Here is a 26,574-nt window from a genome sequence, read left to right as displayed (position 1 = left end):
ACCCTACTTAAGGCGAGGGCAGTTGCCCGACCGGACTACCGGGCCATGACAGATGCCGGCCCCGCGACGCGACCGTACCTTGATCACCGCACCGCAACCCGCACGGCACCGCAACCCGCACCGCACGCCAACCCGCAGCGCCCCGGCACGACAGCGCATGCCGGCGCGTCGCAGCCGCCCGCTCAGCGAAGGCCGAGGAGAGCCGCCTTGCCCGACATCGACGAACTGGCCAGGAGATTCCTGGCCAGTTGGAACGAGAGCGACCCGGCCGTGCGACGAGCACTCGTCGACGCACTCTGGACCGACGACGCCCGCTACGCCGACCCGATCGTGTCGGCCGAGGGCCGCCACGCCATCGAGGACGTGATGGCCACCGCCCAACGGCGGTTCCCCGGCCTGGTGTACCGCCTGGCCGCAAAGGTCGACGCCCACCCCCACGCGGCTCGCCTCACCTGGGAACTGGCTCCGCCCGGCGGACCAGCGGTGATCATCGGACTCGCCGTCCTGATCACCGAGCGGGACCGCCTGCACCGCGTCTACGGCTTCCTCGACCCGGTTCCGGTTCCGGTTCCCGTTCCCGGTCCCTTTGCCGTAAGCGTTTCCACAGCCGTTTCCACAGCCGTTCCCGCAACGGCTCCCACAACTGATCCTCACCGAAACCCTTCACCAGGAGCTGAACGTTGACCCCTGACCCGTCGACCCTGCACCCCCTGCCGGCCCACGAGCGCGTGGTGTTCCTCAAACCGCTGGTCACCTCGTCCTCGGTCGTTGTGGGCGAGTACACCTACTACGACGACCCCGACGGCGCGACCGAGTTCGAGCACCGCAACGTCCTCTACGCCTACGGCCCCGAGCGGCTGGTCATCGGCAGGTACTGCGCCATCGCGGCGGGTACCCGATTCCTGATGGCCGGCGCCGAGCACCCCACGATGGGCGCGTCCACCTATCCGTTCACGATGTTCGGCGGCGAGTGGGCCGAGAAGACACTCGATGTCGTCACCTCGATGCCCAGCCGGGGCGACACGGTCGTCGGCAACGACGTCTGGTTCGGGCACCGGAGCACCGTCCTGCCCGGCGTGCGGATCGGGGACGGCGCCATCATCGCGGCCGGCGCGGTGGTCACCGCCGACGTGCCGCCCTACACGATCGTCGGCGGCAACCCCGCACGCCCGATCCGGCAACGCTTCGACGACGCCGACATCGCCCGGCTCCTGCGCGCCGCCTGGTGGGACTGGCCTGTCGGCCTGGTCACCGAACACGTCCGCACGATCATGGCCGGCACGCCGGCCGAGGTGGCACGCATCGCCGCCCGGCACGAACGGGGAGGGAACCCGTGACACAGGTGTCCATCGAGGAGTACGCGGTAGCGGGCGGCAGCCCGTACGCGCTGACCACCGGCCCCGACGACGCGCTGTGGTTCACCATGGTCGACACCGGCCGGATCGGCCGGCTGGTCCCCGGGGCCGAGCCCGCCCACCACCAGCTGGAACCGACGTGCGGTCCGACCGTCATCACCACCGGGCCGGACGGCGCGCTCTGGTTCACCGAGTACCGGGCACACCGCATCGGCCGGATCACCTTGGACGGTGCCGTCACGGAATGCACGGTGCCCACGCCGGACTGCGGACCGTTCGGCATCGCCGCCGGACCCGACGGAGCCCTGTGGTTCACCGAGACCGCCGCCGACCGCATCGGCCGGATCACCGTCGACGGCCGGATCACCGAGTTCCCGCTCCCGGTCACCGGCGCCTTCCCTTCCGCGATCACCGCGGGACCCGACGGCGGGATGTGGTTCACCATGAACCAGGCCGACGCGGTGGGCCGCATCGGCATGGACGGCGTGGTTACGGTTCACCCCCTGCCCAGCCCCGCCGCCGCACCCGTCGGGATCACCGCGGGGCCCGACGGCGCCCTGTGGTACGTCGCGATCGCCGCCGGTCAGATCGGGAGGATCACCGTCGACGGGCAGGTCACGGAGTTCCCCCTGCCCGACCGCGCCGGACGCCCTCACGCCATCACCGCGGACTCCGACGGTGCCCTGTGGTTCACCGAGTGGGCCGGCAACCGCGTCGGCTCCATCACCCCCCAGGGAGTGATCGAGGCGTACGACCTGCCCACTCGCGGCGCCGAGCCGCACGGCATCAACCTCGGCCCCGACGGCGCGCTGTGGACGGCACTGGAGATCGGCGCCCTGGCCCGCATAGCCCGCGACCCGCTCGCCCCCTCGAACTGATCACCGACCCTGCCTGTAAGGGGAAACAACCGAAGCAACGGAAACAACCGAAGCCGAAGCAATCCAATCCCGTACGACCGAAGGGCCGAAGCAACCGAAGGGCCGAAGCAACCGAAGCACCGAAGCACCCAAGCACCGAAGCACCCAAGAACCGAAGAGCCGCAACCTCCGAGAGGACCACATGACCCACCAGCCGACGGCCGACGCGGGTAGCGAGTTCGACCGACAGGTCGGCAATCTCGTCGAACGGGACTACCCGACGACAGCAGGCCTGACCCCGCAGGAGTTCGACGCCCTGGTAACGCCGCTGCGGGACCTTGTCACCGACATCGGGCTCGGCGGACACGAGGCCGGTACCGGCCGGGTGCCGTTCCTGCTCGTCGTCACCCGGGATGTCGTGCCCGTCGAGGAGACCATGCCCCGGACCACCCTGCACGGCAAGCCGAAGCCCGGCTTCGTCGACCGCACCTTCGAGCCCGGCGCCCTGGAGCGCTTCGTCGCCGTCCAGGAGACCGGTGTCGCCGGTCGGCGTGCCTATCTGCTGCTGGACGTCGAGCGGGGCGAGGAGTTCTGCGGTGTCGTTCCCAACGATGCCATGGCCACCGTCCACAGCCGGGGCAGAACCCTGCTGACCATCGAGGAAGGGATCGCGTTGATCACCCACTTCCCCGAGATCCTGGTCAAGAACAAGTGTTTCTCCCTCGGAGGTTCCCGCTCCGGCGACCGTCGCGTCCCGGCCATCTGGATCAGCCAGACGGCTCCCAAGCTCGGCTGGTGCTGGGAGGGCAATCCCCATACCTGGCTCGGCATGGCCTCCGCCGGGAGCCGCCGCCCGACACCTGACGCCGCCTGACCCCCTCGCTCGCCGCCTGATTCCCTGAGGCGGCGCGACAACCTGACGTGGCGCGACGCCCCCGACACGGGCCGGGTGACCTCCCGACGTCACCGGGAGGACGCCCGGCCTCAGGCCGGCAGGCGTCGGCGAAGGCCGGCTACCGCAGAGCGTAGAAGTGCAGGGGTGAGTTCGGTTCGAAGCCGATACGCGGGTACACGGGTGCGCCCGCGACGGTCGCGTGCAGGGTGGCGCGCGTCAGGCCGGTGGCACGGGCGCCTTCGTGGAGGGCCTTGCGCGTCACGGCTTCGCCGTAGCCCCTGCGCTCCCAGTGGGGGTCTGTCGCGACGAGTACGACGAACAGGCGGCCGTCGGCTTCCACTGCACCGGCGCACGTCACCGGGACACCGTCCCGCAAACCGAGGTAAGCGTGTACGTCCCGTTTCCACAGCGCGGAACCGGCGAGTCCGTCGCGACCGTGTTCCAGGGGGAAGCCGTAGGCGCGCGAGTTGAGGTCGGCGTAGGCACGCAGGTGTTCGTCGGTGCTGACACGGACGAAGGCGAGGTCCGGATGGGTCGGCTCGGGGACGGGCAGCAGGTCCCCGGCCATGCCGGTGCCGGGGAAGGCGAAGGTGAGACCCGCTCGCTCGGCAGCCGTGGTGAGGCCCGCGCGAGCCTCGGCGTCGACGAGATCCTCGAAGACCCACAGAAACCCCGGGTACTTCTTCGAGCGCATGATGTCCGCCGCCTCGGCCAGGCGCCGCTCCAGCAGCGCCGCGTCCGCTCCGACATCGGTGAGCGTGACGCAGTTCCAGAACGCGAAGCGGCCGTCGGCCCAGCGGACGGAGATCCCCGGAAGGTCGCGCACATCGGCATCCTCGTTCCGGTCCAGCACCATGTGCCGCCAGACCGTCGCGAGTTGCTCCATCGATTCGACAGAGGCCGCAAGAGACGTCACCTCGACTCCTTCGTTCGTCGGTTGTTCCGCACGCAGTGGCAGTGACCACGATCGCAGCCCGGCCGCCCAGATCTTCGACCCTTGCGGCCGGTTCACGCCTGCGAGCACGGTCCGCGACGGCAGGGCCCGCGGCCTCCTCCGGGGTCGGGATCCGGCCCCGTGGGCGTCCAGGGCGCCGCGCCACACGCCGGCCGGGACTTCTCGGCCCCCGACGTGGCCCGCGAGTCGGCAAGAAATTCGGCACGCTGTGACATAGATGCCCGGGTCGCCTGCCGTCTGAGACGTGTAACCGATCACCGATCGGACGGATCACCGGAGGAACCATGAAGACGAAGAGACTTGTCATAGCGGGAGTTGTGGCGATGGCCCTGGCAGGCGGGGCGGGCACGGCTCTCGCCGTGGACGGCTCGACGCCCCAGGCCAAGACCGACGCCAAGGACACCGGAAACAGGCGGGAAGCGGTTGCCGGCGAGAGGGCAGGAAAGAAGGCGGCAGGCGTCCGCCGGCCGGGACGAGTCGCTGCCGCTGCCCCCGGGCCGCGCGTCGTGCGGCCGTACGCGCCGGTGGACATCGGCCAGGGCGCGAAGATGGGGCTCCTGCCCGAGGGCAGGCAGAACTACGTGGTGGCCTGGGACGACTACGAAGAGGCCGTGGAGCAGGCCAAGAGCCTCGCAGGCGACAGCATCCGCCCCAACAGCATCAGCGGTGGGATGGGCGTCGACGGCGATGACGTGCTGTTCACCGGTGCCTTCCGCACGGACACCGTGCCGGCGCGTATCACCCTGCGCATCGGCGCGGGCTCCGAGGTGGAGGCAGGCATGCTGAGGCTGCCCGGCACGCCGGGCTGGGGGACGTACTTCTACGACGCCGCCGGAGCGGGCCGCCCGCAGGAGACGGTCCAGGTCACCGCGTACGACGCGGACGGCTCGGTGCTCGCCGACCTGGCGTACGAGCCCTCGCCCGCAAGCCGCTGACGACCGTTGCGCCCACCCGGTGATGATGTCCCGCTGTCGTGCTCCTCACCCGCGAGCGGCACGACAGCGGGACACGAGCCGTGGGGCGGCAGAACACGAGGACTCGATTGAAGACGAGCACGGAGGCGGACTTCCGGGCGTTCATGGTCAGCCGGTGGCCCCGCATGCTCCGCACCGCCCATTTTCTGACGGGGCATCACCAGGACGCGGAGGACCTGGTCCAGGCCGCCCTGGCCAAGGCCTACGTGAAGTGGGAACGCGTACGGCGCACGGACGACCCGGACGCCTACGTATGGCGGATCATGATCAACACCAATGCGGACCGGCTACGGCGGATGAAGGTCCGGGAATGGCTGACCACCCGGTTCCCGGAGCCCGCGGCTCCGGACCACAACGAGACGTTCGCCGACCGGAGTGCGCTGCTCGACGCGCTGGCCCGGCTGCCGGCCAAGCAACGAGCGGTCGTCGTGCTGCGATACCTGGAGGACCGCAGCGAGAGCGAGGTGGCACGCCTGCTCGGCACCGGCGTCGGAACGGTACGCAGCCATACCGCCCGCGCACTGAAGAAACTCCGCGAACAAGCGGTTACGTCCGAAGCGGCCACCCTCGGGGCGGGCCGCGGCACACAAGGGGGGCAGCGGCCGTGACCGACGACCTGCGACTCGGCGAACTGCTGCGCCATGAGGCGGACATGTTCCCCACCGGTCCGGCTCCCGTTGAGGAGGTGCTGCGCAGAGGCCGCCTCGCGCGCCGCTGCCGTACAGCCGTCACGGCGGGTGGGATCACCGCGGCGATCGGCCTGGTGGCGGCCCTCGGTCTGACGGACCTGGCCCGGACCGGGACCACGTCCCCACCGGCCACGTCACGTCCGTCCACGGCTCTGCCCAGCCCCGCGCCGTCCGAGGAACACCAAGACCCCCGGACCGTGTCGCCCTACGAAGCCGTGGGCATCGGCCACGGCCACAGCATGGCCCTGCTCCCGGACGGCCGCCAGAACTACGTGGTGGGCACCGGCGACATCACCGCGGCGGTGGAGCGGGCGAAGCAGTCCCTGGGGGACAACATCCGTCCCGATTCCTTCAGTTCGGGCAGGAGCGTCGACGGACCGGACATCCTGTACTTCGGAGCGTTCCGCGCGAAAACGCTTCCCGCCAGGATCCAGGTCCGCTTCGACTCCGGACGCACGGAGACCGCCGCGGTGTTGACGCTGCCCGGCCATCCGCCATGGGGGACGTACTACGTCTTCTGTGACGCCTCCACGGCGGACACCGACTACACGGTCACCGCGTACGCGCGCGACGGTGAGGTGCTGTTCCAGCAGCGTTTCGACGATGTCGCCGCTCCCTAGCCTGCCGACAGGCTGCGGTGGCGCCCACCGAACGTCAGGCCTTGATGAGTTCCACGTACGCCGCGAGCCCTTCCCCGTCCCGCACGAGATCCACACCGATACCGGTCATGAGGGCCCGCACCGCGAGGTTGTGCGGCGTCGTGCTCACGTACACGGAGGTGACCCCCGCCGCGCGAGCACGGTCCAGAAGCAACTCCAGCACAGCCCCGCCCACGCCGGCGCCTCGGTGGGACCGCCCGATCCACACCCCGGCCTCCGCCGTCCCGGCCCGCTTCTCCACGGGGCAGAGCCGCGCCGCTCCGACGACCCGCCCCGCAGCGGCGATGGCGAACGTGGTCTCCACCGGATCCGCCGCCAACGAGCGCGACTCGTGAAACCTCAGGAACGCCGACCGGCGCTCCGGCGTCCATCCCTGCGGTCCGTCCACGGGCGGCATCACCTCCAGCGGGTCGGCATCCTCGACCGCGGCGAGCAGCAGATCCGTGAGGAGGGTCCGGTCGAGGGGGTGGAGTGTGACGTCGGATCGCATGGCCGCATGCTGTCACGGCGTCGGCGGGCGCACTGGCGTGAATGCTGTGGCGAGCCGGTCGAGAAGGTGCGCCGTGGCGGGGTGCGGGTCGCGGCGAGGTGTGAGCGTGTAGATGCCGCGGGTCGGGGGATCGACGAGCGGCACGGCGGTGACGTCGTTGCGCAGCGCGCGCGTGAGCACCCCGGGGATCAGCGCGACGGCATGGCCGGTGGCGACCAGAGCCAGCTTGCCGGGAAGGTCGGCCGCAGTGAGGTCGATCCGTGCGCTGACGCCGGCGCGGGCGGCATGCTGACGCAGGAGCGCGGCCGAGCCGTCGTTGTCCTCGACCCAGGTCTGGTCGGCCAGTGCCCGTATGTGGAGCGGGCCGAGTCCGCCCTGCGGATGGCCCACCGGCAGGACGACGACCATGTCGTCGAGGCCGAGGAACCTTCGGTCGACCCGAGGGTCGTGGGGCAGTCCCGGCGGTGCGTCGGTGACGACGGCGATGTCGAGGTCGCCGGCGACCACGCGGTGGTGCAACTGCGTACTGAGACCGGGCAGCAGGCTCCACCGGAGGGGTTCGGTTCGCTCCAGCAGGCCGCGGACGGCCTCCGGGACGATCCCCGCCGCCAAGGACGGTGTCGCACCGATGGCCAGCGGCCGGCCCGCCACGCCGTCATGAGCCTCTCGTACGGCGCGCACGGCGCGGTCGGCCTCGTGGAGCGTGGCCAGCGCGTGGCGCCGGAACACCTCACCGGCGGGTGTGGGACGTACGCCGCGCGCATGGCGCTCCACCAACGGCACACCGAGCTGCCGCTCGAGACCGGCGATCTGCCGGGAGACGGCCGACTGCGTGTGATGCAGCTCGGTGGCCGCCGCCGACAGCGACCCGAGCCGGCACACCGTCACAAAGGTCAGCCACACAGTCAGTTCCATGGGGAGCAGTATGACCGGCTGATATGCGGATCCCGCAGGGCTGACCCGCGACCTTTGCGCTTGTCGCAGGTATGGCGGTGCACCACCGTGGCAGCCATGACCACACCGCACACGATCGCCGTCCTCGGCCTGGGCCGTATGGGCACAGCCGTCGCGACCCGACTCACCGCCCAGAACCGGGACGTCCTTGGCTGGACACGCTCCGGGAGAACTCCAGGGTCCGTGGAGACGACTGGGGATCCGAGGGAGGCCGTGGCGAGGGCCGGCCTCGTGGTCCTGGCCCTGTTCGACGGCCCGGCCTGCCGGCAGGTCCTCGACGCGGTCCAGCACGCGCTTCCAAGGGACACGACGGTGCTCAACATCAGCACCGTCGCCCCCGCCGAAGCGGCGGAGTTCGCCCGGCGGTTCGGCCCGAGCTACGTCCATGCGCCCGTACTCGGTTCCGTTCCGGCCGCCACCGAGGGCACCCTGCACATTCTCGCCGCCGCCGGCCAGGAGGCGCTGGATCGAGCCCGACCGGTCTTGGAAGTCCTGGGAACCGTGCACCGGGTGGACGACGCCCGGACCGCGGCCGCGCTCAAACTGATCGCCAACAACAGCCTCGCCGGCGCTGTCCTCGCGCTGCGTGACGCACTGCGCCAAGCCGACGCCCTCGGCCTGCCCCGCGCCCGGGCACTGGACGTCCTCGAACTCGGCCAGCTCGGCGGGCTGGTGGCCCGCAAACGCGCCCATCTCGAAGGCGAGTCAGCGGCCGGCACAGCCGACTTCACGATCCGTGCCCTGGCCAAGGACATGACGCTTTTGGCCACGGCGTCGGACACGCCGCTGCGCAGCGCCGCCGGACTGGCCGACACCGACACCCCCGCCGATCCCGAGGCCGACATAGCGACCGCCGCGACGGTCCCGGCGGTGGCGGAAGCCGTCCTCCGACCCATCCGCGCCTACGTCCGCGGACACGCCACCGGAGATCCCGTCCACTTCCGCGACGCCTTCCTGCCGACCGCCCACATCGAGGGCATCCGGCGCGGCGCCTTCGTCTCCTGGTCCCTGGCCGAGTACTGCGCTCTCTTCCACGGCGGGCCGGCACCGGACGAGGCGAGCCGTACCCGTCTCATCGACACCGTCGACGTCCACGCCACCGTCGCGACCGCGACCATGAGCCTCCGGCACGGCACGGACACCTTCACCGACGTCTTCCTGCTGATCCGCGTGGACGGCAGCTGGCGCATCGCCAACAAGGCCTACCACCGGCACTCGTGAAGGCGGCGGAGAGGAGCCGCTCGTGGACGGCTTGGACCCTGTTCGCCGACTCGATACCGTTTCGCGCAGTGGGGGAGACCGGTGCAGAGCGAGGGGGAGCGTCGATGACGGGTCAGGACCGTTGGATTCGGGAGCTGCGGCGAGTCGGACGGCCCGCCGCTCATGTGGTGTTCTGTCCGCACGCCGGTGGTGCCGCCAGCTTCTTCGCGCCGTTCACCCGGCACTTCCCTGCCGGATTCGACCTTTCCGGCGTCCAGTACCCGGGGCGCCAGGAGCGTCTGGACGAGCCTCTCGTGCCCACCGTCGAGGGCCTCGCCGACCATCTCGTACCGATTCTGCGGCGGTTCGCCAACCCCGCGGTGCCCCTGGTGCTGTTCGGCCACAGCATGGGAGCGAGCGTGGCCTTCGAGGCGGCACTGCGGCTGACCGCCGAGGAACCCGGGACACCCTGCCTTGTCGTCGTCTCCGGGCGGGCCGCTCCCTCGGTTCCCCGCACCCACCGGTACGCGGGGACGGACCGGGAAATCCTCGACGATCTGGCGCAACTCGGCGGTACCCAGGCCGAGTTCCTGCGCGACCCGGAACTGCGGGACCTGTTCCTGCCAGCGCTGCGCAACGACTACGGCGCGGTCGCCCGGTACCGTCCGACGGGCGAAGCGGTGCTGGACACGCCCCTGTTGTGCCTCACCGGCGAGCGGGACCCACGGGTGTCCGCGGAGGCGGCCGCCGCCTGGAAGAACCACACGTCGGCGGAGTTCCGGCTGGAGTCCTTCCCCGGCGGCCACTTCTACCTGGCCGCCCACCGGGAGGCTGTCGCGCGAGCGGTCGCGGACTGGGCCGAATCCTCGCGCGGCGGCCCGCCTTCCGCCGCCGGCACGTGACGCCGGCCGGGCGTTCCCTCCGTCAAGCCGCAAGCCGCAAGCCCGCTGGCACGTGACGCCGTCCGGGCGTTCCCGTCCGCAAGCCGCAAGCCGCAAGCCGCAAGCCGCAAGCCGCCGGCCCGCGCGCCCGCAAGCCGCGGCCTCCGCGCCCGCAAGCCGCGGTCTCCGCGCCCGCCGGTCGTAAGCCGGCGCGCTCGCCGGCCGGCCGGCTCGCCACCGCGAACCCGTCAGCGCCAGGAGTCAGCAGGCGTCGTACTTCCACCCCCCGTCCTCCAGTGCCCACGGCTGTGACCGCTGGTCGAACTCGGGGAGGCCCTGGACCTTGTAGCTGACGCGGCCGAGCTTGCCTGACACCTCTGCCCGCACGTCGGTCGCCGGGTGGTCCGGACCGTGCTCGGCCTTCGCCTTCTCGACGAGGGCGGCGTAGGCGTCCGCGCCGATCTCCTCCCGGCAGCGTGCGGAGAGCATGCCGTACGCGGTGTCGTGGTCGGCCGCGAAGTAGGCCGAGGTGTAGACCGCCGCGGCCGCCTCCAGGTCGTCGCCCTCGTGCGCCTTCGGGACGGCGACGGTCGGCTCGGCCTCCGCCGGTCCGGAGTCGCTGGCGGACCCGCCGTCGTCCCCGCCGGAGGAGCAGGCGGTGAGTGCGAGCAGTGCAGCGGCGACGATGATCGAGGCGCGAGTGCGCATGATGTCCCCCCACGGTGTGGCTGAGGGGAAATCGTGCCATACGAGGCAAGGGCTCGAGCCGGTCAGCCGTCCGGCCGGTCCTCAGGTCGTCGACCGGCCGGTGCCGCAGACCGGCAGTGTCGGGCGCGGTTCGTCGTTCACGGCTTCGAGGGCCCGCAGTTGGCCGTCCAGTCGGCCGGGTGCCACGAGGAAGTGCAGGACCGCCTGGTGGAAGGCGTTGCGCAGGGCGGGGGGCATGATGTCCGAGGCGTCCCAGCACAGGTGGCGTTCGGAGCCGCGCAGGATCGCGTTGATCTTCCGTTTCAGCGGGTCCTGGTCCTCGGACTCGTCCGGTGCCGCGGCCTTCCTGTTGGCCGAGAAGTCCGGCAGCCCGGCATCGGGGTCGGCCAGGAAGCGGATCAACTGCCGGGCCTCGTCGGTCGCGTTCAGCATGGCCGCGAGGTCGCCGGAGACCTCCCAGTGCCCGGAGTCCGCCAGAGCGCCGGGGATCACGTCGGCGGAGTGCACGAAGTCGCCTGCGACAGGCTCCCATTGGGTGTCCCGGAACGACCCCTGGTGCTCCAGACGCTGCCGGGGGCACCCCTGGGCGAAGTTGTCCCTGAGCAGGTGGTCGACGCGGGTCCTGTCGCCCACGCCCACCATGTCGCCCCAGGTCTGCCAGGCCTTGCGGACCCGGGCGTCCGTCCATGGGATGGCGCCGGTCGCCCACTGCTCGTACACCGCCGGGCCGGCCTGCTGGAGCAGTACGTCCTCCACCCAGTCGGTGCCCGGCCAGCCGGAGGTGGCGCCGGACTCCATGGCCAGGCACCAGCCGTCGGGCCGACCGGCGACCCGGTCGATCTCGTCGCCCGCCAGGCCGCCCGCATGCCAGACCATGCTTTTCAGGCCTGTCTTGACCGGCAGCCAGTAGGTGCGCTCCCGGCCGTCCTCGCCCGCCACCTTCGGCATCCACACCCGGTCGTAGGCGCCCGCCTGGAACAGGCCGTCCAACGGCTCCAGCCGCCCCTGCGCGGCGTAGGCCATCAGCTCCCCCGGGCCCGGCAGCACGGCCACGTCGGGTTGTGTGCCGGCCGCCAGATCGGCGGCGAGTACCTGGCTCAGGGCGGAGCTGCCCTGATAGACGACGTCGATGCCGTACTCGTCCTCGAACCGCCCCATGGCCCGCTCGAACTGCTCCTTCTCCGCGCCGCTCCAGTTGGCGAGCACGGTCACCGATCCCGTCCAGCCCCGCGCCCAGCGCACCCCCGCGGTCACGCCCGCCACGAGCAGGAGCAGACAGACGCAGACGATGCCGAGCGTACGAGGGCGCGGCCGCGTCATCGTGGCGCCTTGAACCGGTACTCCGCGATGCGCGGCCACAGCCCCAGCCAGGTCAGCGCCATCAGCAACGCCCCTCCCACGAGGATCCATTCGGACAGCGACGCCCAGAGCCCGGCGTCCGCCATGTACCGCTGCACGTCCGCACCGGCCCCGGGGATCTCGTCCGCGGACCGCGTGACACGCAGCTCGGCGAGCGAGTCCCGCATCGCCGAACGCGCCCGTACGGTGAACCAGCCGAGGACCGCCACGCCGCCGGCGCACAGCACGGTGGCGGCGAGCAGCGGCGGATGCACGGGGGTACGGAAGCGGTGCCGCGAGAAGCGCTGTGCCTCCACCAGCCCCGCGCACAGCACCGGGCACAGCACCAGGACCGCCCCCCAGCCCAGCCACAGCGGCCAGGGGAACGACGCCTGCTCCCGGGCGACCCGCACCTGTTCGTCGCGCAGGTCGTCGAGCCGGTCGACGATGTCGTCCCGGCCCTGTTGCGCGTAGTGCAGATAGGCCCCGCGCAGAGACGCGTCGCTCTCCTGGCCGGCTCGCTCCACCCAGGCCGAGTAGACGGTGATCAGCCCGGTGACGGTCTGCAGGGTGTGCCGGTCCGCCGGGCCGGTCACGTTCTCCGAGGCCGCGACGGCGATGCTCTGGTGGGCGACCGACAGCTGCGTGTGGAACTCACCGGTCGCGTCGCCCGCCGGGCCGCTCCCGTCGACGGCCGCGTGCGCCCGCAGCAGCGCGCTCCTGGCGGTGTCCACGGCCAGGATGCCCGGAGTGCTCGACGAGGCCAGCGGCACCGTGTCGTCGTGCACGCCCCGGTAGGCGGCGAACAGCGCGAGGGTGGTGACGGCCCCGAGGGCCAGGAGCAGCCGGAGTCTGCGGGTCAGGTCCCGCCCTGTGGTACTCACGGCCGCCCCGCGAGTCCGTGTCCGCACAGCGGGCAGAAGCGGGCCGCCGCGGGCACCCTCCCGTCGCAGGCGGCGCACCGCACGGTGGCCGCGCCAGGACCGCCGGCGACCAGGGAGCCGGGCGTCAGGGCGTCGGCGGCGTCCGAGGCGGGGCCGTACGTGCTGTGGCTGCTGGCGGTGATGAGATGTTCGAAGTCGACGGCCGCCACGCCGGGACGGAGCCGGACCCGCCCCGCGGCGGGGTCGTCGATCTCCACGAGCCGTTCCAGCCGGCCGAGCGACTGGTCGGCGCCGATGGCGTGGGCGAGCCGCACGGCCGTGCCGAGATGCTGCTGCGCCAGGTCACGCTCGCCGTCGCGGTGGGCGTCGGTGGCGGCGGCGACGGCCTCGCCGAGCCGCTGATGCTGCTCGAAGTGTTCGACGTGGATGTCGCTGTACGCGGACAGCGCCTCGTCGTCGGTCCAGTGCACCAGGCACGGCAGGGGCGGTGCCACCTCCACCTCGCCGCCTGGCACGTCGAGGGAGACGACCGCGAGTTGGAGATCCTCACCGCGGGGCCGCCCGGCGGGGTCGGCGGACAGGCACAGCTGGTAGCGGCGGGTCTCGTCGCCCCACGCACGCGTGACGAACCGCCGCGTCGCGTCGCCGCCCGGGTCGAGGGCGTCGAGTTCCACCTCGGTCGGGAAGACCTGCTTGAGGTAGCGCACCCCGGCCCCGGCCATGGGGGTCACCGAGATCACCAGCTCGGGAATGCTCTTGGCGAGCAGCCGGTGCATCAGCTGTTCGTACTCGCGCGCGAGCGCCGCCTCCTCCTGCACGGAGGAGGCCCGGCCGTGCAGACGGCTGGTGACGCGCAGCAGCTCCCGGCCGTCCCAGCCGTCGCCGATGCCCCAGGCGTCGCACACGAAACGCCCCGCGCAGGCCTCCAGGACGTCCGACAACGGCATCAGCTGGTCGTGCTCGTTCCTGCCGTCGGTCAGCAGCAGGACGTGCCCGATGGGCGCGTCCGCCTCCGCCAGCAGCCGGCGCGACAGGTCGAGCCAGCTGCCGATGCACGTACCGCCTCCCGCGATCAGGCGGTGCACGGCCCGTTCCGCCTCGGCGCGATGCCGGGCGTCCGCCCGGACCAGGGTCTCCGTCTCCGGATAGACCACGCTCGCCGAATGGGCGCCCCGGACCACGGCGAAGGGGGTGCCGTCGGGGAGCAGCCGCAGCGCCGCCACGGCGGCCTGGTGGGCCGCACGCAGCTTCTCCTGCGGATAGGCCATCGAACTGGAGCAGTCCACCGCCAGCACCTGCGCCAGCACCGGGCCGGCCGCGCCGCCGTTCGCGGTGCCGTCCGCCCGGACGGTCACGATGGCGTGCATCTGCGGTTCACGCGCCTCGCCGGACAGGTACTTCCACTGGCTGAGGTCGAGGCCTGCCGAGGCGCGCCTCGCCGGCCCGCCGCCCGTGGCGGGCATGCCCTGTGCGTCTGTGTTCGCGGATGCGCCTGTGTTCACGGTCTCCGTGCTCCTCGCCGTCGTCGGGCCGTCGGCCCGTTCCCGGCCCGTCGCCCGCGGGCCCTTCCCCTTCACGCCGTCCGCCGCCATCCGTGGAGCAGCTCCCGCAGACCGACGGCCCGCGGGAGAGCCGCGTACGCCCGGTCGAGCAGGTCACCGCGCTCGGCGGCGTCACCCGCCTGGTCCGCGAGCCGCTTCAGCGAGCGGGACAGCAGCGCGCTCGCGTCCCGCGGTGTGTCCGCCCGCCCGAATCGCTCACCGGCGGGGAAGCGCGGCCCCCACCCGCCGGGCGGCCGGCAGGCGACGGCGTTCTCGCGGACCTCGGCGAGCAGCCGGTCCCATGTCCCGCCGCCGGACAGGTGCCCTTCGAGCAGGGTCAGCCGCCGGTCCGCGTCGGCCAGTTGGTCCACGGCGGGCCCGGATTTGTCCAGCAGGCCGGCCAGCACGCGGATCGCCGCGACGCGTGCGGCGTCGTAGTGCCGTGAGGTCGTCGGTACCTCGTCGAGGACCGCGACGGCCGCCGCCCGGTCCCCGCGGCGCAGATGGACCCGGGCGAGCCCGAAGGCCGCGCTGCCCTGCGTCCGGTCCCGCCGCCATACGGCCTCGTAGTAGGCCTCGGTCTGGCGGTCCGCGGCGGAGAGGTTCTCCGCGCAGAAGCCGAGGGCCAGTTTCGGCGCCGACTCGCCGGGCAGCGAGCCGTAGACGGCGGCGAACTCGCCCTCGGCGGCCTGTACCTGGCCGTCCGTCAGCCACCGCAGGCCCCGGTGCCAGTAGATCCGCCAGTCGTAGGCGCCGCTCTGCCGGCCGGCCCTGTCCAGCCACCGCCCGGCCCGGTCCGTGTCCCCCGTGTCGAGATAGGCACGGCACAGCCACAACGAGGTCTCGACCGTGTCGAGCCGCGGGTCGCTCTCGGCGCGTTCCGCGATGCGTTCGGGGCTGCCGGACACCAGACCGCCGAGCAGTACGGCGGCCGCGTCGTGCGGGTCGGGGATCGGCACGGGCAGGGCCCGCGCGGTGTCCCCGGGATCCGGCGCCCCGACCGGCAGCTCGGGCACCCCGGGGCCCGGACGTCCGGTCCAGTGCTCCAGCGACGGCACCGTGCCGAGCGCCGCGCCGAAGAGGGCCGCCGTCGGCTCGAACCGGGTGGAGCGCTCCGGGTACGGCTCGTGCCCGCTGAGCGCCTGGTGCTCGCGCAGTACCTCCCACAGCTGGCGGGACATCTCGGCCGCGGAGGTGAACCGGGCCTCCCATTCGGCATGGGTGGCGCGTCTGATCAGTGCGTCGAACGAGCGGGCGGCGAGCCCGGCGGCCGGCTCGGCGCGGGCGGCGAGGGTTTCCAGGGTCTTGCCGACGGTGTGGAGGTCGGTGTCGAGGTGGAAGCCGCGCTCGTCGCGTTCCGGCTTCGGCGGCGCGTAACCCGAGGTGTAGACGAGGCTGGACGTGCGGTCGTCGGTGCGCCGTATGGCTCCGAGGTCGATGACCTTGATGTCGCGCCCGTAGTGGATGACGTTGTCGGGCTTCATGTCGCAGTACAGCAGCCCCTGGGCGTGCAGGTACTCCAGGGCGCCGAGGATCTTGCAGCCGTAGGTGATCACATGGCCGATGCCGAAGGAGCCGCCGAACAGGTGGGCCAGCTCCTCCTCGGAGGCGCGCCGGATCCAGTCGAGCGAGCGGCCGCCCACGTACTCCATCACGATGTACCCGGTGGGTTCGGCCTCGCCGGGCTCCTGGTGCTGGACGTACGTCACGATGCGCACGATGTCCCGGTGGTGGAGCGTGGTGAGCGAGCGGCGCTCCTCGACGGCCGACCGCCGGGCGACGGCGTCACCGGTGTTGATCAGCCCTTTGAGGACGACGTGCAGGTCCGGCACCCTGGTGTCCTCCGCCAGGTAGACCCAGCCGAGGCCGCCCACCGCGAGGTAGCCGAGCACCCGGTAGTGACCGCCGACGCGGTCGCCGGGGTTCAGCCGCGGTTCGAAGGAGTACTCCCGGCCGCACTGGGGGCAGTAGCCGTGGGTGAGGGCGGGCCCGCCGGCGTAGGTGACGCCGATGGTGCCGGCGCAGTTGTCGACGCCGCAGCGTCGGCCGCCGGTGGGCGGGCTGGCGGTGAGGGGCGCGGCCTCGGACGGTTCGGGGGAGGGGATGTGCGGCAGGATCAGCAGGCCGTCGTTGTCGAGCGCGTCGGCGGCCGGCTCGGCGGGCCGGCGCGCGGGAGCCTCGGGTGCGGCGGCGGGCCGCGCCGGGGACGTGCGGCCCTTCTCGGGCGGCCGGCGGTGGCAGGTGTCGCAGAAGCCGGTCACCATGACGGCGCCGCCCGCGCAGTCGGCTCTCGGGCACGGCGCCGGTGGGGACGTCATCACGCGGAGGCACCTCCCTGTCCCTGTCGCGGAGGGGCCCCGCGGTCGACATGGCGGGTGTAGGCCTCCACGGCGGCCTCGGCGGCTTTCACGTCGCACGGCCGGGCCTGCAACAGCTCGTGCGCGCGGAGCCGGAGTGCGTCCAGGGCCAGGTCCGCCTCCTTGCCCTGGACGGAGTCGAGGTGCAGGACGTGGTAGCCGCGCAGCCTGCCGTCCAGTTCCTCCCGCCGCTCGCGGAGCCGGTCGAGTGTGCCGATGGCCGTGGTCATGCGGGCGGCCACCCGTTCGGCGAGCCGCTCGTAACGGACCAGGTCCCGGACCGGGACGCCGTCGCCGTCCCCCACGCGCGTGAGCGTCGCCAGTGCGACATGGGCCCTCACCAGGTCCGCGTCGGCGGGCCGGACGCCCTCGGCCCGTACGGCGGCCAGGCGCCGGTGCAGTGTCTGGGCGAGGGGCCCGGTGATCCGTTCCAGCCGCTCGACGAGGCGTGCGCGGCGTTCCCGTTCCGGCTCGACGACCAGTTCGCGGCGGGCTCGCCGGTACGTGGCGTCGGCGTTGCGGAAGACCAGCAGCAGGCGGTTGCCCCTGGCGCGCAGGGTGTCGAGGAGGTCCAGCAGGGCGGGCGGGTCGGCGGCCTCGTCGACGCCGACGACGATCAGCGTGAGGGTGACGTCCGCGGCCCCGATGCGTTCGGCCACCGGGTCGGCCGGATGCTGCCACAGCCCCATGCGTTCGGCGATCCGCTCCCCGATCAGGGTGGAGGTGAGCCCCGCCGCGTCCACGGCCAGGTCATGGCCGCCGGCCGACGGGACGGTGCCGGGCGGATCGAGGGAGGCCCGGTCGACGGAGGCCGCGGTGCGTAACTCCCGGTCGGCCAGGGTGATGGCGCGGCGCAGGGTGGCGGCCCGCACCGCGTCGCCCGCGGGCACGAGGCTGATCTTCACCTGCTGTCCGTCGTCCTGGAGCCAGTGGGTGAGTCGCTGGGCGAACGGCTCGTCGAGCAGGGCCTCGGCCGCGTCCTCGCGCGTGGATCTGAGCCGGTCGTCGACGGCCGTCCTTCCCCGCGTCCACCGGCCGACCTCGGGGAGGTGCCGGACGATGGTCTCGGCGGGGCTCATGAAGGAGAACAGGTTCCCGTGCCGGTCCCCGATCCCGCTGAGGACCATCCCGATGACCTTGCCGGTCACCGTGTCCATCACGCCCGAACCGCTGCATCCCGCGCTGGCGAGTTCGCCGGGGCTGGTCGGGCTCAGCTGGACCTGCCCGTCGCGACCGCAGCCGCCGACGATGACTGCCCGGAACCAGATGCCGCCGTTGTGGTCGTAGGGGAAGCCGTACATCTGCACAGCGCGGTCGGGTGCGGAGAGCCGGTGCAGCAGTGTCGTTTCACCGGCAGGCCTGGCACGGTCGAGCCGCAGCAGTGCCACATCACCGCTGGGATCGCCGTCGGCGTCGCGCGTGTTCGGCACGTACGCGTCCCCGTCGACCCGTGCCGTCACCGAGGGCACCGCGAGACCGGGCGCCGCGCCGACGAACTCGGCGGTGAACTCCGCGTCCCTGTCCTCGACCACGTGCGCACAGGTGAGCACCCGGTCCGGGCTCAGCAGAATGCCGGCGCCCGCGATCTTCCCGTCCGCCCGCCGGATACGCACCGCCCAGCAAGGTGTTCCCAGTGACGAACCATCATCGACACCCCCGTCGGCCCCCATACCAGAACTATACGAGCGCCTGGTCCTGCCGCATACTGTGGCGACACGGGATCAACGAGCTTGTGGGGGATGCGAGTTGACGGATGGACCGGGGTTCGTGGGATTGACCGAGGTGATCCGCCAGATCCGGGGCGAACTGGAGCGGGCCCGCGACGAGGCGCAGGGCCGCGCCCTGGGGTTCACCGTGGAGAAGGTGAGCCTGACGTTCACGGTGCAGGTCCACCAGTCCGGAACGGCCCGCGGCGGAGTACGCATCGGTGTGGTCACGGCCGAACTCGGTGGATCGGTCGACCGCCAGACGACCCATCAGGTGCAGGTCGAACTGAAGCCGGAGACCAGCACGGGAGGCCGGGTCTCGGTCAGCCGTGACGAGGACCGTGTGCTTCCGGAACCGGACGACGGGAACAGCCGGTAGGACGGTGTCCTGTGTGGGGTGACGTCGTTGCCGGTGCGTGAGTGCGTGAGTGCGTGAGTGCGTGAGTGCGTGAGTGCGTGAGTGCGTGAGTGCGTGAGTGCGTGAGTGCGTGAGTGCGTGAGTCGCGGGAGCGGACGGCACCCGCGTGGAGCGACGACGGCCAGGTCTGCGACGGCCTTCGGCCCGCGCACCCGCGGCCGTCTCAGATCCAGGTGTCCAGCCACATCCTGGCGCGCCAGTCACCCTGCGGGATCGTGTACCCCGAGTAGACCGGGAAGAAATAGATGAAGTTCCACGCGATGAGCAGGACAAGTACGCCCGCTGCCACCACACCTCGTGTGCGGCGCTTGTCGGCCGCCCCCGGCGGACCCGCCAGCGCGCCCAGCGTCATGGCCACGGCCAGGCTCAGGTACGGCACGAAGACGACCGCGTAGAAGGAGAAGACCGTCCGGTCCTGGTACAGGAACCAGGGCAGATAACCGGCCCCCACCGCGCACAGGATGGCGCCGGCACGCCAGTCGCGGCGCAGCGCCCACCGGTGGAGCAAATACACGAGTGCACAGCACGCCGACCACCACAGCAGGGGCGTGCCGAGGGCGAGGATGGCCTGTGAGCAGTCGGCGGTCGCGTGGCAGCCGTCCCTCCCCGGTCTCGGCGACTCGTAGTGGAACAGCACAGGGCGGCCGAGGATCAGCCAACTCCACGGATTCGACTCGTATTTGTGTGGCGAGTGCAGCCCCACATTGAACGCGTACACCCCGTGCTCGTAGTGCCACAGGCTGCGGAGCGGGGCCGGTATCCACGACCAGGTGCCGCCGCGGCCGTCGGCCCAGTGGCGTCCGTAGCCGTTGTCCGACAGGAACCAGCCGCTCCAGGTCGCCAGATAGGTCACGGTGGCGACCGGCAGGAGGGACAGCGCCGACCAGCCGAGGTCCTTGCGCAGCACCGCGCGGTAGGGGCGGTACGCCCCCGCCACCCTGCGCGAGCCGACGTCCCACAGCAGGGTGAGGATCGCGAAGAAGGCGAGGAAGTACAGGCCGTTCCACTTGGTCGAGGCCGCCAGTCCCAGGAACAGGCCCGCCGCGAGCCGCCAGGGACGCAGGCCCGTCCCGGCACGGTCACCTGTGGGTCCGTCCGGGCGTACCCGGCCGTCGCCGTCGACCGGCAGGGCTGCCGCGAGCCGGGCCCGCGCACCGTCCCGGTCGATGAGCAGGCAGCCGAACGCCGCCAGGACGAAGAACATGACGACGAGGTCGAGCAGCGCGGTCCGGCTCATCACGTAGTGCAGGCCGTCCACGGCCATCAGCGCTCCGGCCAGGCAGCCCAGGAACGTCGAACGGAACAGGCGGCGTCCCGCGCGGCACAGCATCAGCACCGACAGCGTGCCGAGGGCCGCCGTCATGAAGCGCCACCCGAACGGCGTGAGGCCGAACATCCACTCACCGAGCCCGATCACCCACTTGCCCGTCGGCGGGTGAGCGACGAAGACTCCGGCGTCGGAGAGCTGGATCACCGGCGGATCGGCCAGGATCCGCGGGTCGGCGATCTTGCGGTCGGGCCAGGTGCCCTCGTAGCCGAACCGCAGCAGGGACCAGGCGTCCTTGGCGTAGTACGTCTCGTCGAACACGACCGCCCGCGGGCTCCCGAGACGCCAGAAGCGCAGCACCCCGGCGAGGAGGGCCACCAGCAGCGGCCCGCCCCACGCCGACCGGCCCGCGAGCCGGTGCGCCGCCGCCGGGGACAGCCCGAGCGCGGACCACAGGCGTGTCCCGTGTTCGGGAAACGGCGGAACCAGGCGGTCCCGCACGGACGTACGCGGGATCTCCCCGTATCCGAAGCGGCGCAGCCGCCGCTCCCAGCGCGCGTTCTCGTCGCTCACGTGATGACTTGTCTCTCCGCGGAGTCCAGGACGGCGGACGTCCGCCGTCGGGCGGTGGGTGGCGGGCCCTCGGTTCGGTCCCGGACGTCACTCATCGGCATCGCCGGCAGCCGGCCGCGGGGCGGCTCGAGTCGCCGAGGTCCGCGTCGGCACCGGCTCGGGCGTCGAGGTGCGGTACGGCACCAGCACCCCCGTGGCGGCGGGCGCGGTGCGGGGCGTCGACGGCAGCGAGGCCGACGCGGCAGAAGTGGCGGGGCGTGGCCGTGGACCGGTGGGCCCGCCCGGGAAGAGCACGCCCGGCAGGACCGTCAGCGCGAGGCCGACTCCGGCGAGGGTCAGTACGGACGCGGTGGCCAGCCAGGCCGTCCGCACCCGTTGCCGGGCGCGAATGCCGGCCCGCAGCCGGTACCGGTGCCCGTCCTCGTAGGGCGTGTCCTGCCGGCTGTCACGCAGCATGCGTGCCAGCTCCCGCTCGAAGCGGTCCATGGCTCCTCCTTCACCCGACCGGCTCGACCGGTTCGGCTCTGTCGGCCAGGAGCTGCCGCAGCCGTGCGACGCCGCGTGCCGTGAGCGAGCGGGCGGTGCCCACCGGACACCCCAGCGCCTGCGCGACCTGTCGCTCGGGCAGGTCCTGGTAATAACGCAGCACCACGGCGGCCCGCTGCCGCGCCGGCAACAACGCCAGCACGGCCTCCAACCGGTTCCGCTCCTCCACGGCGGCCATCTCGTCCGCCACCCCGGGCGGATCGGGCAGCCGGTCCACCGGGTGCTCGCCCCACCAGCGGCGCCGTGCCGACCGAGCCGCCGCACGGACCAGCACCTTGCGCACATACGCCTCGGGCGCCTGACCGGCCACTCTCGGCCAGGCGAACCACAGCTTGACCAGGGCCTCTTGGAGCAGATCCTCAGCCCGGTGCCGGTCTCCGCCGGTGAGCAGCCGCGCCAGGTGAAGCAACGCCGGCCACCGAGCCGCCACGAACCGGTCGAACTCCTCGGCCCGCAACTGCCCCATCGGCGTAGACCCCTTAGCTCCCTGCCGAGTACGTCGGCCTCTGCCGCGGCCTCGTCGGGCCGCAGGGCGGCACCACCCATGTCATCGACCGCGGACGGCGCCCCTTCACCCATGACAAAGGCGCTGGCCCCCGCACGGCTATGCACCCGGGCGGTGTGGCGTGGACCACACGCGCCTCAACTGCCGTTGCCGCCCGAGGAGTCGCCCGCCTCGCTCAGACCCGTTCCAGGGGCCGGTGCGGCCCGCTGGGAAGCTCCGCCTCGACGGCGTCGCCCGGACGCACCACGCCGCCTTCCCTCACGATGCTCATGACTCCGGCCCTGCGCACGATGTTCCCGGCCTCGTCGCGGCCGACCACCTGCTTGAGCAGCCCTTGCTGGAAGTTGTCGATCTGCAGGCAGGGATTGCGCAGCCCGGTCACCTCCAGCACCGCTGCGCCGATGCGCAGCAGCGTGCCGGCCGGCAGGCCGAGGAGATCGATGCCACGGGTCGTGATGTTCTCGCCGAGGTCACCGGGCGCCACCGCGAACCCCGCCGCACCGACCTCGGCGAAGAGTTCCTCCTGGACGAGATGGACCTGGCGCAGGTTCGGCTGCGTGGGGTCCTGAGCGACCCGTGAGCGGTGCTTGACGGTCACTCCGGCGTGGACGTCACCCTCCACACCGAGCCCGGCGAGCAGCGTGATGCTGTCCCGGTTCGGCTTGGTGAACGAGTACTCCCCGTTGCTGCTGACCGCCGTGACCGTCCCGCTCATTCCCGGAGCCCCTCCCCGTTTGACGATGATCGGTCACGACCCTAACCGTTCGGCCCGGCCGGCGTCCGGTCCCCCCGGCGGCCAGGCACGTGACCGTCACCGGATGCGGTGGGTCTCCCAGAAGGGGCCGAGGTCCTGGTCCGTCACGGACCGCGCGGCCTTCTTGAAGGCGGCGGTGCTGGAGACGCCGTACCAGTGGTCCCCTGCGTACCCCTTGAGGAGGCGGGCCATGGTGTCGGCACCGAGGGTGCGTTCCAGGTCGGCCAGGGCGCAGGGCCCGGCCGTGTAGAGGAGGTGGTACTCGCCGGGGTGTTGCGACCAGTACGCCATCGAGCCGGTCAGCGCGCTCTCGTCGTCCGGCCAGGAGACGTCCGACCAGCAGTCGCGGGTGTCCCAGCCGTAGAAGCGGGCGTTGGCGTACTGGGCGAAGCTCTCGTCCAGCCACGGTGAGGAGTACTCGTCGTTGCCGACGATGCCGTACCACCACTGGTGTGCCACCTCGTGGACGACGGCGCTGCCCTCCTCGGTGGTGCCGAGGAGGACGAGGCCGGGGTACTCCATGCCACCGCCGAACCCGCTGGTCATCACGAGGTCGATCTCGCCGTACGGATAGCGGCCGAACTCCCGGCCGAACCGGTCGATCGCGGCGACGGCATCCGTGCGGTTGAGACGCACGCCCTCGGCAGGGGTGCCGGGCGCCCAGTACGACCGCACGCGTACGCCCCCGGGGGTGGTCTGCGTCGCCGTGCGGAACGGACCCGCGGCCCAGGCGAAGTCCCGCACCCGGTCCGCGACGCTGAGCGTGACCGTACGGCCGGGGCCGCCGGGGAGGGTCCGGGTGTGGCCGGTGGCGGGCACCTTCAGGGCCGACGGGTGGTCGAGGCGGACCCGGAAGTCGCCCGTCAGGGCGTAGAAGCTCTCACCGAGCGCCACGTACGGATCGAGGTGCCACCCCTTCGCGTCCCGCACGGCGAGGACCGGCAGCGCGTTGCCGAGGAAGCGGAAGGCACCTTCGCGGCCGAACCGGGCATTGCGGTCGGGCACCGCGATGGAGACGTCGAAGGCGAGGGAGGTCCGCGCTCCGCGCGCGAGGGGCTTCGGCAGGGCGATACGCAGAGCCGTGCAGTTCACGGCGGGACGGTCCGGTGTGCCACCGCGTACGTGCGACACCCTGACGGCGGCGGGAGCGGTCGCAGTGCCGCACCCGTCCGTGCCGTTGCCCCACAGACGCAGGTACACCTCCCGCAGAGGCCGGTCGGAGGCGTTGCGCAACGAGACCCGCTGTCGTCCGGTCCAGTGGCTGCCGTCCGCGTCGGAACGCAGCGCCACGTCGTACCGGGCGCGATCCGGCGTCGCGGCGGCCCCGGCCTCCCGCGGCCCGGCCACCGCACCGGCATCACTGACCTGGGCGGCGACCGCCATGAGCAGCACGAGCAGCACGACGAACAGACGACGAGCGGACAGGGGCGCGGACCACACGGCCAACGGCGACATGGCAGCGGATACTGCCACATCACACCGTCGGCCGACCCGCCTCGGGCGCACTCTTCGAGAACGGGACCGCCAGAACCCGGGGCGGACAGGGGACCGGCCCGAGGAGCGCGTCCAGGGCCCCGGCCACCCGGTGACGCCCGCCGAAATCCCTGTGCGCCGGTTCGCACACCTCTGCGATCATCCCCGAATGGCGCACAGTCTCGAATCGCTGGTCATCCGGCACACCCACCGCCTTCCCATCCCCAAGGGCTCCGCCGGGGACGGGGTCACCGCCGCACGGCAGTTCGACGCGGCCCTGACCTCCGTGGGATTCAAGCTCTCGGCGGAGCTGCTGCAGAGGCTGTCGGGACTGTCCGGGGCCGCGGTCGTGCACACCGCCAGGCGGACCCTGCGCACCGTGAGCGAAATGGTGGGCGACCACGTCCGGCACAACGCGTACTTCATCGACTTCCCGGCGAACGTGCCGGACACCGAAGAGTTCTGGATGCGGTGTGTGACGAAGGCGCTCGCCGACGACACGTCGCGCCAGAACGTGCTGACGCAACTGGCACACGGGGTGCTGGACCTGCTCAGTCTCCCCGCCTACGGCCGCTACCAGCACACCTACGAGGAGATGCTCGCGGCCCAGGACGAGCTGATCGCCTCCGCGGGCGACCGGGTGACCGTCCTGCACCTCGGACGCGACCTCGACGACGAACTCACGGGCCTCTACCTGGCTTTGGCGGGCAGCACGACGCCCCTGGGCGAGGACCACCTGCGCGACCTCAGGACCCTCGCCGAACGGTGCGCGCCCGGCCCCCAGCCGGAGGCGATCCCGGTCCGGGAGAACCGGGCCGTCGTCAACGAAGCCCGTCTCGCGGCCGGCGCCGACCTCCTGCTCGACACCGTCACCGATGTGCTGCGGCTGGCCTGTGCGCTGTCGGGCGGGGACGTGACACTGCAGGAGCCGACCCGGTTTCGCGCCCTCTCGCGGCCGGCCCGCCGCGCGCTCCTCGCGGGCCTCGACGCCGTGGTCGAGGCGAACCCCGCCAAGTTGTCCGACGTGCACGCGCACCGCGAGCCGTTCAAGCGCCTCGGCGAGCGACTCCACCCGCACGAGTACCCGCGCTGGCCGCACGCCGCCGACGTGTTCGCCGTGGCACGAGGCGAGAAGGAGGCCCGGTCCTTCGACAGCCGGGTGGAGAAACTGCTCGACGAGTACGACGTCCTCGGCGCGGTACGCCTGCTGACGTCCGCTCCCGGCAAACTGTTCCGCGCCCTCGACCTCCTGCTGCGCATCGCCGCCGACCAGGAGGTACGGGACGAGGTGCTGGCCGCCGCGGTGCGGGTCGCGCCCGACGTCTCGGGCCGGGTCGTGCTGTCGGTCCGCGAGCACTTCCAGAACCGGGAGCGGGAGACCGCCGAACCCCGGATCTTCGTCAACCGCCGGGGCCGCGGCTGGGTCACCCCCGACGCCCGGCGGCCCGTCCCCGTCGCCGACCGCGATCGCCTGATCGCCGCCCTCGACACCGAACTGCGCCGCAGGCTCCCGGCCCCGGACCGGCTGCTGCTCGGCCCCGACGTCCTCGACGTCGCGCTCCCGCTGAGCGGCAGGGCCACCGCGGCCGGGCTCGGCGTACTGCCACGGGGCTCCGTCTCGGCCGTCGACGGCGAACGGCTGCGCTTCTTCGTGTACTGGAAGGAGACCGAGGACCGGACCGACTACGACCTCTCGGCGCTGCTCCTGCACTCCGACTACAGCACCGACTCCTGGCTCTCCTACACCTCCCTCAAAGCGGTCGGGGGAGTGCACTCGGGCGATGTCACCGCGGCGCCCGACGGAGCCTCGGAATTCATCGACCTGTCCCTGGACCGCGTACGCGCCACCTTCATCGTTCCGCAGGTCAACATCTTCGCCGGCGAGAGCTTCGAGGAGGTCGAGGAGTCGTTCTTCGGCTTCATGCTGCGCGACGGCGAGCAGAAGGGGCGCCCCTTCGAGCCGCGCACGGTGCGGATGAAGTCGGAGCTTCGCGGGGCGGGCCGGGTGGCACTGCCGCTGGTGTTCCGGCGCGAGGACGACGGCCGGTGGCGCGCGAAGTGGCTGCACCTGTATCTGAAGGGCATCTCGGCGGCCAACCGGGTCGAGGAGAACCAGGTGTCGGTGTCCAAGGTCGTGCGCGCCCTCGTGGAGCGCGAGCATCTGACGGTGCGCTACCTGATCGGCCTGATGTCCGACGACACGACGGCCGTGGACCTGTGGGACGGCGGGCCCGTCCCGGACGAGCCCGTGCTGTACATCGGTCTCGAACGCCCCGAGGGACTCCACCCGGACTCCCGGGTCATCACCCTCGAAAACCTGCGCGACCTGATCCCCGGCTGAGTGCTAGCGTTGCCCACGGCGAGGCCATGAAGGGGCTTCCTTCTCCATTCCTTTCCCGAAACAAGTTCCTTCGCTTTCCTCGCCGACCACGTCGCTCCGGGCGGCGCCCGCGCTCACCGCGCGAGCGCCGCCCGAGCCGTTTTCTGACGGACCCGCCCGCGCACCGGGGAGGACAGCACGATCGACGTCGTGGTCCGGCCCAGCGCCGAGGTCTGTTCCAGGACCTCCTCCAGTTGGACCGGGTCCGTGACGGC

25 protein-coding genes are annotated in these 26,574 nt (G+C 72.1%); 11 read left to right on the top strand and 14 right to left on the bottom strand.

The window, feature by feature from the left end; all coding sequences use genetic code 11:
- Window positions 1-207: 207 nt before the first annotated feature.
- The 4 genes from P1P75_RS10540 (at window position 208) to P1P75_RS10525 (ending at window position 3,086) form a co-directional block, all read left to right on the top strand.
- Window positions 208-684 (top strand): nuclear transport factor 2 family protein, encoded by a 477-nt coding sequence (locus tag P1P75_RS10540; protein WP_319253880.1) that lies wholly within the window; start codon window positions 208-210, stop codon window positions 682-684.
- The gene (locus tag P1P75_RS10535) at window positions 681-1,337 is read left to right on the top strand and encodes a CatB-related O-acetyltransferase (RefSeq protein ID WP_319253878.1); all 657 of its coding nucleotides are present in this window, start codon (window positions 681-683) and stop codon (window positions 1,335-1,337) included. Before P1P75_RS10540 ends, P1P75_RS10535 begins: the two co-directional genes overlap by 4 nt.
- Complete coding sequence (locus P1P75_RS10530; protein WP_319253876.1) at window positions 1,334-2,233, top strand: SMP-30/gluconolactonase/LRE family protein; 900 nt, start codon at window positions 1,334-1,336, stop codon at window positions 2,231-2,233. The genes P1P75_RS10535 and P1P75_RS10530 overlap by 4 nt, the downstream gene beginning before the upstream one ends.
- Before the next feature lie 181 nt (window positions 2,234-2,414).
- Window positions 2,415-3,086, top strand: a complete 672-nt coding sequence (locus tag P1P75_RS10525) for a DUF5701 family protein (RefSeq protein WP_319253874.1) — start codon at window positions 2,415-2,417, stop codon at window positions 3,084-3,086.
- Window positions 3,087-3,225: 139 nt separating this feature from the next.
- Here the strand turns inward: P1P75_RS10525 and P1P75_RS10520 are convergent, their stop codons facing one another.
- Window positions 3,226-4,023, bottom strand: a complete 798-nt coding sequence (locus P1P75_RS10520) for a GNAT family N-acetyltransferase (protein ID WP_319253872.1) — start codon at window positions 4,021-4,023, stop codon at window positions 3,226-3,228.
- 323 nt (window positions 4,024-4,346) lie between these two features.
- Here P1P75_RS10520 and P1P75_RS10515 point away from each other — a divergent pair, with 323 nt between their 5' ends.
- The 3 genes from P1P75_RS10515 to P1P75_RS10505 all read left to right on the top strand — a co-directional run bounded on the left by P1P75_RS10515 (window position 4,347) and on the right by P1P75_RS10505 (window position 6,345).
- Window positions 4,347-4,997, top strand: coding sequence for a hypothetical protein (locus tag P1P75_RS10515; RefSeq protein ID WP_319253871.1), 651 nt, complete (start codon window positions 4,347-4,349; stop codon window positions 4,995-4,997).
- 107 nt (window positions 4,998-5,104) lie between these two features.
- Entirely contained in the window at window positions 5,105-5,644 is a 540-nt protein-coding gene (locus tag P1P75_RS10510) for a SigE family RNA polymerase sigma factor (RefSeq protein ID WP_319253869.1), read from the top strand.
- Window positions 5,641-6,345 (top strand): hypothetical protein, encoded by a 705-nt coding sequence (locus P1P75_RS10505; protein WP_319253867.1) that lies wholly within the window; start codon window positions 5,641-5,643, stop codon window positions 6,343-6,345. Before P1P75_RS10510 ends, P1P75_RS10505 begins: the two co-directional genes overlap by 4 nt.
- A 34-nt stretch (window positions 6,346-6,379) precedes the next feature.
- Here the strand turns inward: P1P75_RS10505 and P1P75_RS10500 are convergent, their stop codons facing one another.
- Window positions 6,380-6,874, bottom strand: coding sequence for a GNAT family N-acetyltransferase (locus P1P75_RS10500; protein WP_319253865.1), 495 nt, complete (start codon window positions 6,872-6,874; stop codon window positions 6,380-6,382).
- 12 nt (window positions 6,875-6,886) lie between these two features.
- Window positions 6,887-7,789: a LysR family transcriptional regulator gene (locus tag P1P75_RS10495; protein WP_319253863.1), complete on the bottom strand. Its 903-nt coding sequence runs from the start codon at window positions 7,787-7,789 to the stop codon at window positions 6,887-6,889.
- Window positions 7,790-7,885: 96 nt separating this feature from the next.
- Between P1P75_RS10495 and P1P75_RS10490 the strand changes: the two genes are divergently transcribed.
- Together P1P75_RS10490 and P1P75_RS10485 are read left to right on the top strand one after the other, a co-directional pair.
- The gene (locus P1P75_RS10490; protein WP_319253861.1) at window positions 7,886-9,049 is read left to right on the top strand and encodes a nuclear transport factor 2 family protein; all 1,164 of its coding nucleotides are present in this window, start codon (window positions 7,886-7,888) and stop codon (window positions 9,047-9,049) included.
- Between the two features lie 104 nt (window positions 9,050-9,153).
- A complete protein-coding gene (locus P1P75_RS10485) occupies window positions 9,154-9,930 on the top strand; it encodes an alpha/beta fold hydrolase (RefSeq protein WP_319253859.1) in 777 nt (258 codons plus the stop codon).
- A 240-nt stretch (window positions 9,931-10,170) separates the two neighbouring features.
- Here P1P75_RS10485 and P1P75_RS10480 read toward each other — a convergent pair whose 3' ends face one another.
- From P1P75_RS10480 to P1P75_RS10455, 6 genes are all read right to left on the bottom strand, one after another.
- Complete coding sequence (locus tag P1P75_RS10480) at window positions 10,171-10,617, bottom strand: hypothetical protein (protein ID WP_319253857.1); 447 nt, start codon at window positions 10,615-10,617, stop codon at window positions 10,171-10,173.
- Window positions 10,618-10,698: 81 nt separating this feature from the next.
- A complete protein-coding gene (locus P1P75_RS10475) occupies window positions 10,699-11,937 on the bottom strand; it encodes an extracellular solute-binding protein (RefSeq protein WP_319253855.1) in 1,239 nt (412 codons plus the stop codon).
- Window positions 11,934-12,839, bottom strand: a complete 906-nt coding sequence (locus P1P75_RS10470) for a hypothetical protein (protein WP_319253853.1) — start codon at window positions 12,837-12,839, stop codon at window positions 11,934-11,936. Before P1P75_RS10470 ends, P1P75_RS10475 begins: the two co-directional genes overlap by 4 nt.
- Window positions 12,836-14,341, bottom strand: coding sequence for a VWA domain-containing protein (locus P1P75_RS10465; protein WP_319253851.1), 1,506 nt, complete (start codon window positions 14,339-14,341; stop codon window positions 12,836-12,838). The genes P1P75_RS10470 and P1P75_RS10465 overlap by 4 nt, the downstream gene beginning before the upstream one ends.
- Before the next feature lie 71 nt (window positions 14,342-14,412).
- Entirely contained in the window at window positions 14,413-16,698 is a 2,286-nt protein-coding gene (locus tag P1P75_RS10460) for a tetratricopeptide repeat protein (RefSeq protein WP_319253848.1), read from the bottom strand.
- Window positions 16,698-18,350 carry a serine protease gene (locus P1P75_RS10455; protein ID WP_319253846.1) on the bottom strand — a complete coding sequence of 551 codons (1,653 nt, stop codon included), beginning with the start codon at window positions 18,348-18,350 and terminating at the stop codon, window positions 16,698-16,700. The genes P1P75_RS10460 and P1P75_RS10455 overlap by 1 nt, the downstream gene beginning before the upstream one ends.
- Before the next feature lie 154 nt (window positions 18,351-18,504).
- Here P1P75_RS10455 and P1P75_RS10450 point away from each other — a divergent pair, with 154 nt between their 5' ends.
- Window positions 18,505-18,822, top strand: coding sequence for a trypco2 family protein (locus P1P75_RS10450; protein ID WP_319253844.1), 318 nt, complete (start codon window positions 18,505-18,507; stop codon window positions 18,820-18,822).
- 202 nt (window positions 18,823-19,024) lie between these two features.
- Here the strand turns inward: P1P75_RS10450 and P1P75_RS10445 are convergent, their stop codons facing one another.
- The 5 genes from P1P75_RS10445 to P1P75_RS10425 all read right to left on the bottom strand — a co-directional run bounded on the left by P1P75_RS10445 (window position 19,025) and on the right by P1P75_RS10425 (window position 23,961).
- On the bottom strand, window positions 19,025-20,701 hold the full coding sequence (locus P1P75_RS10445) for a phospholipid carrier-dependent glycosyltransferase (RefSeq protein ID WP_319253842.1): 1,677 nt from the start codon (window positions 20,699-20,701) through the stop codon (window positions 19,025-19,027).
- An 87-nt stretch (window positions 20,702-20,788) separates the two neighbouring features.
- Window positions 20,789-21,187, bottom strand: a complete 399-nt coding sequence (locus tag P1P75_RS10440; protein WP_319253840.1) for a cellulase — start codon at window positions 21,185-21,187, stop codon at window positions 20,789-20,791.
- A 10-nt stretch (window positions 21,188-21,197) separates the two neighbouring features.
- Window positions 21,198-21,713, bottom strand: a complete 516-nt coding sequence (locus P1P75_RS10435; protein WP_319253838.1) for a SigE family RNA polymerase sigma factor — start codon at window positions 21,711-21,713, stop codon at window positions 21,198-21,200.
- A 214-nt stretch (window positions 21,714-21,927) separates the two neighbouring features.
- Entirely contained in the window at window positions 21,928-22,467 is a 540-nt protein-coding gene (locus tag P1P75_RS10430) for an MOSC domain-containing protein (protein WP_319253836.1), read from the bottom strand.
- Between the two features lie 96 nt (window positions 22,468-22,563).
- Window positions 22,564-23,961, bottom strand: coding sequence for a M1 family metallopeptidase (locus P1P75_RS10425; protein ID WP_319253834.1), 1,398 nt, complete (start codon window positions 23,959-23,961; stop codon window positions 22,564-22,566).
- Window positions 23,962-24,148: 187 nt separating this feature from the next.
- Between P1P75_RS10425 and P1P75_RS10420 the strand changes: the two genes are divergently transcribed.
- The gene (locus P1P75_RS10420; protein WP_319253832.1) at window positions 24,149-26,320 is read left to right on the top strand and encodes a hypothetical protein; all 2,172 of its coding nucleotides are present in this window, start codon (window positions 24,149-24,151) and stop codon (window positions 26,318-26,320) included.
- The last annotated feature ends 254 nt before the right edge of the window (window positions 26,321-26,574 follow it).

The organism is Streptomyces sp. ID05-39B (assembly GCF_033794725.1).
GTDB lineage: Bacteria > Actinomycetota > Actinomycetes > Streptomycetales > Streptomycetaceae > Streptomyces > Streptomyces bobili.
Note: the sequence above shows the minus strand (reverse complement) of the source record. Positions and strands in the feature narration are given on the sequence as shown.